Source organism: Streptomyces sp. NPDC043853, assembly GCF_056436025.1.
Map to the genome: position 1 here is coordinate 371,544 of NZ_JBWKDJ010000006.1, position 10,417 is coordinate 381,960.

A 10,417-nucleotide genomic window follows, 5' to 3' on the forward strand; every position below is an offset into this window, starting at 1 on the left:
TCCAGTGGCCGGCGCGAACGAAGAAAAGCTTCTCGAAAACCTGAAGTGGATGACCACGGAGCTCCGGCGGGCCCGCCGCCGCCTCCAGGAGGTCGAGCAGGACGCCCACGAGCCCATCGCCATCGTCTCGATGAGCTGCCGCTTCCCCGGCGGCGTACGGTCCCCCGAGGACCTGTGGCGGCTGGTGTCCGAGGGCGGTGACGCCATCACCGGATTCCCCGAGGACCGCGGCTGGGACATCGCGTCCCTCGCCGACCCCGACCCCGACCGCAAGGGCACCTTCTACAACACCGGCGGCGGATTCCTCGACGACGCCACCCTGTTCGACCCCGGATTCTTCGGCATATCGCCGCGCGAGGCCCTCGCCATGGACCCGCAGCAGCGCCAGATCCTCGAAACCTCCTGGGAGGTGTTCGAGCGCGCCGGAATCGACCCGGCGTCCGTGCGCGGCAGCCGCACCGGCGTCTACGTCGGCGCGGGAGCCATGGGATACGGCGCCGACCTCAGGGAGGTCCCGGAGGGCCTCGAAGGGCTGCTCCTGACCGGTGGCGCCACCAGCGTGCTGTCCGGCCGGGTCAGCTACGTCCTCGGCCTGGAGGGCCCCGCCGCCACCATCGACACGGCCTGCTCCTCCTCCCTGGTCGCCCTGCACCTGGCCACCCAGGCCCTGCGCGGCCGCGAGTGCTCGCTCGCCCTGGTCGGCGGCGTGTGCGTGATGCCCGGCCCCGACGTGTTCGTCGAGTTCAGCCGCCAGCGCGGCCTCGCCGCCGACGGCCGCTGCAAGTCCTTCGCCGCCGCCGCCGACGGCACCGGCTGGTCCGAGGGCGTCGGCGTCCTGCTCGTGGAGCGGCTCTCGGACGCCCGCCGCAACGGGCACCCCGTGCTGGCCGTGGTCCGCGGTTCCGCCGTCAACCAGGACGGCGCCTCCAACGGCCTCACCGCGCCCAACGGCCCCTCCCAGCAGCGCGTCATCCGGCAGGCCCTGGAGAACGCCCGCCTGTCGGCCGCCGAGGTCGACGCGGTCGAGGCCCACGGCACCGGCACCCGGCTCGGCGACCCCATCGAGGCGGAGGCCCTGCTCGCCACCTACGGCCAGGACCGCCCCGCCGACCGGCCGCTCCGCCTCGGCTCCCTCAAGTCGAACCTCGGGCACACCCAGGCGGCCGCCGGTGTCGCCGGCATCATCAAGACGGTCATGGCGATCCGCCACGGAGTCCTCCCGCAGACCCTGCACATCGACGAGCCCACCCCCGACGTCGACTGGTCGGCCGGAGCGGTGTCGCTCCTCACCGAGCCCATGGCCTGGCCCGAGACCGGGGCCCCGCGCCGCGCGGCCGTGTCCGCCTTCGGCGTCAGCGGCACCAACGCGCACACCGTCATCGAACAGGCCCCCGAGGAGGAACCGCCGGGGGAGGGGCAGGAACCCGCCCCGGCACCGGCCCGGCCCGCCGTCCTGCCCTGGACCCTCTCAGGCCGGACCGCCGCCGCGCTGCGCGCCCAGGCGACCCGGCTGATCGCCGCCCGCACCCGCGGCGCCGTCGGAACCCCGGCCCTCGACCTCGGGTACACGCTCGCCACCGGCCGTGCCGCGCTGGAGCACCGCGCGGTGCTCCTGGGCCGTACGGACGAGGAGCTCGACACCGCGCTCGCCGCCCTCGCCGCCGGCGAGGACGCCGCGGGCCTGGTCACGGACACCGCGGCCGAGGGCAGGACCGCGTTCCTGTTCACCGGGCAGGGCAGCCAGCGCCTCGGCATGGGGCGTGAGCTGTACGACACCCACCCGGCGTTCGCGGACGCCCTCGACGCGGTGTCCGGCCGCCTCGACCCGCTCCTCGAACTGCCCCTGAAGGACGTCCTGTTCGGAACGGACGCGGACCTCCTCGACCGGACCCGGTACACCCAGCCGGCCCTGTTCGCCGTCGAGGTCGCACTGTTCCGCCTCATGGAGAACCGGGGCCTGCGCCCGGATGCGGTCGCCGGGCACTCCATCGGCGAGATCGCCGCCGCCCACGTGGCGGGCGTGCTCTCCCTGGACGACGCCTGCACCCTGGTCGCCGCCCGCGCCCGGCTGATGCAGGAACTCCCCGCGGGCGGCGCCATGATCGCCGTCCAGGCCGCGGAGGACGAGGTCCTGCCGCTGCTCACCGAGCGGGTGGGCATCGCCGCCGTCAACGGACCCCGGTCGGTCGTGGTCGCCGGCGACGAGGACGCGGCCGCCGCCATCGCCGCGCACTTCGAGGCGCAGGGCCGCAAGACCAGGCGTCTCACCGTCAGCCACGCCTTCCACTCCCCGCACATGGACGGCATGCTCGACGCCTTCCGCAAGGTGGCCGAGGGGCTCACGTACCGCGCCCCGCAGATCCCGGTCGTCTCCTGCCTGACCGGCGCCCCCGTCACCGGCGAGACGGTCTCGGCCGAGTTCTGGGTGCGGCACGTCCGCGACGCTGTCCGCTTCCTCGACGCCGTCCGCGCCCTGGAGGCGGCCGGAGTGACCACGTACGTCGAACTCGGGCCCGACGGGGTGCTGTCCGCACTCGCCCAGGAATGCGTCACCGGCGACGGCGCCGCCTTCGTCCCCGCGCTGCGCGCCGGACGGCCCGAGCCCGAGACGGCCCTCGAAGCCCTCGCCCGCGCCCACGCCCACGGCGCCGCCGTCGACTGGCAGGCGTTCTTCGCCGGAACCGGCGCCCGGCGCGCCGACCTGCCCACCTACGCCTTCCAGCACGAGCGCTACTGGCTGGAGCCCGGCGCCGCCGCGGCCGGCGACGTGACCGTGGCCGGCCTCGACCCGGCCACGCACCCGCTGCTGGGCGCCGCCGTCACCCTCGCCGGCTCCGACAGCCTGCTCTGCACCGGCCGGCTCTCCCTGCGCGCCCAGCCCTGGCTCGCCGAGCACACCCTCGCCGGTGCGGCCGTGCTGCCGGCCGCCGCGTTCGTCGAACTCGCCGTGCACGCGGGCGACCAGGCCGACTGCGGCCACGTCGCCGAGCTGGCGCTCGACAGCCCGCTCGTGCTGCCCGCCGACGGCGCCGGCGTACGGGTCCAGGTGCTCGTCGAGAGCGCCGACGCGCAGGGCCGCCGCGCCTTCACCGTCTCCGGGCGGCCGGAGGGCGGCGACCTCGGCGAGGACAGCGGCTGGACCCGCCACGCCCGGGGCGTCCTCACCCCCGGTGCACCGGACCCGGCGTCCCCCGACCCGTCCGGCCTCACCGCGTGGCCGCCCGCCGGAGCCGAACCCCTCGACATCGGCACCCTGTACGCCGACGCCGACGCCGACGACGCCCTGCGGCGCGGCCCGCTGTTCCGGGCCGTGGAGGCGGCCTGGCACCTGGACGGCGCCTACTTCGTCCAGGTCCGCCTGCCCGAAGGCGGGCCGGAGGCCGCCGCGTTCGGCCTGCACCCGGTGCTGCTGGACGCCGCCGCGCACGCCGCGGCCGCCCTGGCGGCCGGCGATGCCGATGCCGATGCCGACGGCCGTGGCGCGGGCACCGGACCCGGCAGCGTCTGGTCCGACGTGACCCTGCACGCGGTCGGCGCCGGCGCCCTGCGCGTCCGCATCCGGCCGACCGCCGACGGCTCCGCCGGCCCGGCGTTCGCCCTGGACCTCGCCGACGACCACGGCGACCTGGTGGCCACCGTCGGCCGCCTGACCCCGCAGCCCTTCACGGCCGCCGAGGCCACCGGCACCCCGCAGCCCGTACCGGCCGTCGTGCGCGAGGCACTGTTCCAGCTCGACTGGACCCCCCTGCCGCAGCCGAGCACCCACGGTGCGGCGGCCGGGCCGGCCGGCGGCTGGGCCGTCCTCGGCCCGGCCGGGGTCGGCCCGGCCACCCGCCACGCCGACCTGGCGGAGCTGGCCGCGGCGGTCGACGCCGGCGCCCCCGTACCGGCGTACGTCCTGGCCCCCTTCCCCCGGCAGTCCGCCGGGACCGGCCCGGACGCCCTGCGCGAGGCCACGCACCGGGCGCTCGCCCTGGTCCGCGCCTGGCTCGCGGACGACCGGTTCGCGGCCTCCCGGCTCGTCGTGCTGACCAGCGGCACGGTGACCGGCCCCGGCGCGGACGGCGAGGACCTGGCGCACGCCGCCGTTCGCGGTCTGCTGCGCTCCGCGGAGACCGAGAACCCCGGCCGCTTCGTCCTCGCCGACGTCCCCGACCTCGCCGACCCGGCCGCCCCGGCCGGCCTCGCCGCGGCCCTGGCCTCCGGGGAGCCGGAGCTGCTGCTGCGCGACGGCGCCGTCCACGTCCCGCGGCTGCGCCACACCCGGATGACCGGCCCGGCCGGCGGCACCGCCGTCGACCCGGACGGCACCGCCCTGATCACCGGTGGCTCCGGCACCCTCGCCGGGATCGTCGCCCGCCACCTCGTCACCGCCCACGGCGTACGCCGGCTGCTGCTGCTCAGCCGCCGCGGCGCGGACGCGCCCGGCGCAGCCGAACGCACCGCGGAACTCACCGCCCTGGGCGCCGAGGTCACCTGGGCCGCCTGCGACGCCGCCGACCGCGACGGCCTGGCCGCCGTACTGTCCGCGATACCCGCCGAACACCCCCTCACCACCGTGGTCCACACGGCGGGCGTCCTCGACGACGGCACGATCGGCTCCCTCACCTCCGAACGCCTGGACACCGTCCTGCGGCCGAAGGCCGTCGCCGCCCTCCACCTGCACGAGCTGACCCGCGACCTGCCGGTCACGGCGTTCGTCCTCTACTCCGCCGTCGCCGGCACCCTCGGCAGCGCCGGCCAGGCCAACTACGCCTGCGCCAACGTCCTGCTGGACGCCCTGGCCGAGCACCGCCACCACCAGGGCCTGCCCGCCACGGCCCTGGCCTGGGGACTGTGGGCCGACGCCAGCGGCATGACCGGCGCACTCGACGAGGCCCAGCTGCGCCGCATGGAGCAGCAGGGCATGGGCGCCCTCACCGCCGCCGACGGCATGGCCCTGCTCGACGCCGCCCTGGCCTCCGGCCGGCCCGCCCTGGTCCCGGCCCGCCTGAACCCGGCCGCCCTCCGCGACGCCGCCGCCCCCGGCCCGGTCGCCCCCGTCCTCCGGGAACTCCTGGGCCCGGCGGGCCGCCGCACCGCACGCACCCGGTCCGACGGAGGCACCCCGCTCGCCGAACGCCTCGCCGGCCTCACCCGCCCCGAACAGGACCGCGCCCTGCTGGACCTCGTACGGGCGCAGGTCGCGGCCGTACTGGGCCACGCCTCGGCCGAACACATCGAGCCCGCCAAGGCGTTCAAGGACCTCGGCTTCGACTCGCTGACCGCCGTCGAGCTCCGCAACCGGCTCGGCGCGGCCACCGGCCTGCGCCTGCCCAGCACACTCGTCTTCGACCACCCGACGCCCACGGCCCTCGCCCGCCAGGTGCGCGCCGAACTCCTCGGCGAGGAGGACGAGTCCGGCCGGGTCGCGGCACCGGGCACGGCCGCCGCCGACGACCCCATCGCGATCGTCGCCATGAGCTGCCGCTACCCCGGAGGCGTCCGCACCCCCGAGGAGCTGTGGCGGCTCGTCGAGACCGGCGGCGACGCGATCGCCGGGCTCCCCGGCAACCGCGGCTGGGACACCGCCGAGCTGAGTGCCGCCGAGGCCGGCCACGGCCAGGCCTTCCAGGGCGGGTTCCTCCACGACGCCGACTCCTTCGACGCCGACTTCTTCGGGATCTCGCCGCGCGAGGCCCTGGCCATGGACCCGCAGCAACGGCTCCTGCTGGAAACCGCCTGGGAGACGGTCGAGCGGGCCGGCATCGACCCCTCGACGCTGCGCGGCAGCCGGGCCGGCGTGTTCGTCGGCGCCTCCTACACCGGCTACGACGCCCAGCTGGAGCGGTCCGCCGACGCGGACGGCGTCCTCGGCCACGTGATGACCGGCAACGCGGGCAGCATCATGTCCGGCCGCGTCGCCTACGCCCTGGGCCTGGAGGGCCCGGCCGTCACCGTCGACACCGCCTGCTCCTCCTCGCTGGTCGCCCTGCACTGGGCCATCCAGGCGCTGCGGGCCGGTGAGTGCAGCCTGGCGCTCGCGGGCGGCGTGACGGTGATGTCGACGCCGGGCACCTTCAGCGAGTTCAGCCACCAGGGCGGACTCGCCCCCGACGGCCGCTGCAAGGCCTTCGCGGCCGGCGCGGACGGCACCGGCTGGGGCGAGGGCGTCGGCATGCTGCTCGTCGAGCGGCTCTCGGACGCCCGCCGCAACGGCCACCCGGTGCTCGCGGTCGTCCGTGGCTCGGCCGTGAACCAGGACGGCGCGAGCAACGGTCTGACGGCGCCCAACGGGCCCTCGCAGCAGCGCGTGATCCGCGCGGCCCTGGCGAGCGCCGGCCTGGCGCCCGCCGAGGTCGACGCCGTCGAGGCGCACGGCACCGGAACCCGGCTGGGCGACCCGATCGAGGCCCAGGCGCTGCTGGCCACCTACGGCCAGGACCGACCCGACGGGCAGCCGCTGCTGCTCGGCTCGATCAAGTCGAACATCGGTCACACGCAGGCCGCGGCCGGTGTGGCGGGCGTGATCAAGATGGTCATGGCCATGCGCCACCGGGTGCTGCCGCAGACCCTGCACGTGGACGAGCCCACCCCGCAGGTCGACTGGACCGCGGGCGACATCGCCCTGCTGACCGAGACCACGGCCTGGCCCGAGACCAGTCGGCCGCGGCGCGCCGCGGTGTCCTCGTTCGGCATCAGCGGCACCAACGCCCACACCATCATCGAGCAGGCACCGGTCCCGGCCCCGGAGTCCGCGGACCGGCCCGCGCCGGCCCCCACGGCACCGGCCGCCGGCCCGTTCCCGTACGTCCTGTCGGCCCGGAACCCGCAGGCGCTCCGCGCCCAGGCCGCCCGGCTGCTGCCCGCGGCCGAAGCCCTCACCGGCGCCGGTGACGAGGACGGCTCCGGTCTCCTGGACCTGGCGTACTCCCTGGCCACCGGCCGGGCGGGCCTCGAACACCGGGCGGCGGTCACCGCCGCCGACCGCGCCGGCCTGCTGGGCGCGCTCGCGGCCCTCGCGGCCGACGAGCCGACCCCGGGGCTGACCCGCGGGACGGCCTCCGGCGGTCGGCTGGCCTTCCTGTTCACCGGGCAGGGCAGCCAGCGGCCGGGCATGGGCCGGGAGCTGTACGCGGCCCAGCCCGCGTTCGCCGCCGCCCTGGACGCGGTGTGCGAGCGGCTCGACGCGCACCTCGAACTGCCTCTGAACGAGGTGCTGTTCGGCACCGACGCCGAGCTCCTGGACCGGACCGAGTACACCCAGCCGGCCCTGTTCGCCGTCGAGGTGGCCCTGTTCCGCCTCGTGGAGAGCCGGGGCCTGCGCCCGGACTTCCTGTCCGGCCACTCGATCGGCGAGATCGCCGCCGCGCACGTCGCCGGGGTGCTCTCGCTGGACGATGCGTGCACCCTGGTCGCGGCCCGCGGCCGGCTGATGCAGGCGCTCCCGGCCGGCGGGGTGATGATCGCCGTCCAGGCCTCGGAGGACGAGGTCGCCCCGCTGCTCACCGACCGGGTGGGCATCGCCGCGGTCAACGGCCCGCAGTCGGTCGTCGTGGCCGGTGACGAGGACGCGGCGGCCGCCGTCGCCGAGGCGTTGGCCGACCGGAAGACCAAGCGGCTCACGGTCAGCCACGCCTTCCACTCGCCGCACATGGACGGCATGCTCGCCGACTTCCGCGAGGTCGCCGAGGGGATCACGTACGCCGCCCCCCGGATCCCGGTCGTCTCCAACCTGACCGGCGCCCTGGTCACCGACGAGATGGGCTCGGCCGACTTCTGGGTCCGGCACGTCCGCGAGGCGGTCCGCTTCCTCGACGGCATGCGGGCCCTGGAGGCCGCGGGCGTCACCACGTACCTCGAACTCGGGCCCGACGGAGTGCTCTCCGCCCTTGCCCAGGACTGCGTGACCGAGGACGCCGTGTTCGCGCCGGCCCTGCGCGCGGGCCGCCCCGAGGCCGAGACCCTCGTCTCCGCCCTCGGCCTGGCCCACGTCCACGGCGCCGCCGTCGACTGGACGGCGTTCTACGCCGGCACCGGCGCCCGCCGCGTCGACCTGCCCACCTACCCCTTCCAGCCCCGGCGCCACTGGCCCGAGCCCGCCGCCGCGCCCGCGGACGCGCGGACGCAGGGCGGCTCGGCCGTGAGCGAGGCCGACGCCCGGTTCTGGGACCTCGTGGAGCGGGCCGACCTGGCCGCGCTCGCCGCCGAGTTCGACATCGACGGCGACCAGCCGCTCGGCACCGCCCTGCCCGCCCTGTCCGCCTGGCGGCGCGGCCGGCAGGAACAGGCCCGGGCCGACTCCCTCCTCTACCGCGTCACCTGGCAGCCGTGGACCGGCGGTCAGGCCACCGGAACAGCAGCCCCCGCCGGCACCTGGCTGGTCGCCGTACCGGCCGCGCAGGCCGAGGACCCGTGGGTCCGCGCCGTCACCGACCACCTGGCCGACGGCGGTGCCCGGATCCTGCCGCTCCCGCTCGACACCGCCGACGGCGACCCGGTCGTTCTGCGGGCCCGCCTGGCCGAGCGGCTGCGCGAGACGGCGGCCGGGGGAGCGGTCACCGGCGTCCTGTCACTGCTCGCGCTCGACGAGCGGCCGCACCCCGAGCACCCCTCGGTGCCCGTCGGACTCGCCCTCACCCACGCCCTCGCCGCCGCGCTCACCGGACCCGGCGCCGTCCCCGGCCTCGGCGACGCACCCCTGTGGTGCACCACCCGTGAGGCCGTGGCCGCCGCCCCCGGCGACACCCTCGGCGGGGCCGCCCAGTCCCAGGTCTGGGGCCTGGGCCGGGTCCTCGCCCTGGAGCACCCCGACCGCTGGGGCGGCCTCGTCGACCTGCCCGAGGCGTACGACGAGCGCACCCTCATCCGGCTCACCGACGTCCTCACCGGGGCCGGCGACGAGGACCAGCTCGCGATCCGCCCCGCCGGCACCCTCGTCCGACGCCTCGTCCGAGCCACCCCGGCCGACACCCGCTCCACCGCCCCGTGGACCCCGCGCGGCACCGTGCTCGTCACCGGCGGCACGGGCGCCCTCGGCCGCCACGTGGCCCGGCGCCTCGCCGAACGGGGCGCGCAGCGGCTGGTCCTCGTCAGCCGCAGCGGAGCCGACGCGCCCGGCGCCGCCGGGATCCGTACGGAACTCGAAGCGCTCGGCACGGCCGTGACCCTCGCGGCCTGCGACGTCACCGACCGGGACGCGCTCGCAGCGCTCGTCGCGGGCCTCGCGGCCGACGGCACCCCGGTCCGCGCCGTGGTGCACGCCGCCGGCGTCTCCCAGCCGCCCGGCACCGGCACCGACCTGCCCGGCTTCGCCCGGGTCGTCACCGCCAAGACGGCCGGCGCCGTCCACCTCGACGCCCTGTTCGACGCGCCGGACTCCCTCGACGCGTTCGTCCTCTTCTCGTCCATCGCCGGCACCTGGGGCAGCGGCGGCCAGGGGGCGTACGCGGCCGCGAACACCTTCCTCGACGCGCTCGCCGAACGCCGCGCGGCCCGCGGGCTCGCCGCCACCGCGATCGCCTGGGGACCCTGGGCCGACGGCGGGATGGCCGCCGAGGGCGACGCCGAGGAGCAGCTCACCCGGCGCGGACTGCCGCCCGTCGCCCCGCCGGTGAACCTCCTCGCCCTGGAACGCGCCCTCGCCGGCCAGGACCCGGCGGTGACCGCCGCCGACGTCGACTGGGCGCGGTTCGCGCCCGTGTTCGCCGCTGCCCGGCTCCGTCCGCTGATCGAGGAGCTGCCCGAGGTACGCGCCGCCCTGCGCCAGGACCCGGCCGCCGGCGGCGGGACCGCGGCCACCGGCGACCCGTCCGCGGACCTGCTCCGCCGGCTGGCCGAACTGTCCGGGGACGACCGGGACACGGCCCTCCTGGACCTGGTGCGCGAGCACGCGGCCGCGGCCCTCGGCCACCCGTCCGCGGACGCCGTCGCACCCGACCGGGCGTTCAAGGACCTCGGCTTCGACTCGCTGACCGCCGTCGACCTGCGCAACCGCCTCGGCACCGCGTGCGGGCTGCGGCTCCCGTCCAGCCTCGTCTTCGACTACCCCAACCCGCAGGCCCTCACCCGCCACCTGCTGCACACCCTCTTCGCCGGGGAGACCGGCGGCGGTGCGGCGGCCGGCGCGACCGGCGGGGCGGACCCGGACACCGACCCGCAGGACGCGGAGCTGCGCCGGACCCTGGCGACCATCCCGCTGGGCCGCATCCGCGCCGCAGGACTCCTCGACACCCTCCTGCAGCTCGCCGGACCCGACACCCCGGCCGCCGCCGACGAGGCCGGCCCGGACCCCGCCGACCCGGCCGCGTCCATCGACGAGATGGACCTCCAGGACCTCCTGGACCTCGCCCTCGACGGCGGGAGCGGCCCCGAGGACGACGACACCCCCGGCAACACCACCAGCAACAGCAACTTCTGACGTGCCCGAAGTGCGGAG

Annotated in this window: 1 protein-coding gene; it reads left to right on the forward strand. The window is 77.1% G+C overall.

Annotated features, from left to right (window positions below):
- Window positions 1–4 precede the first annotated feature (4 nt).
- Window positions 5–10,399, forward strand: coding sequence for a type I polyketide synthase (locus AC067U_RS19015; RefSeq protein ID WP_478830882.1), 10,395 nt, complete (start codon window positions 5–7; stop codon window positions 10,397–10,399).
- Window positions 10,400–10,417 lie beyond the last annotated feature (18 nt).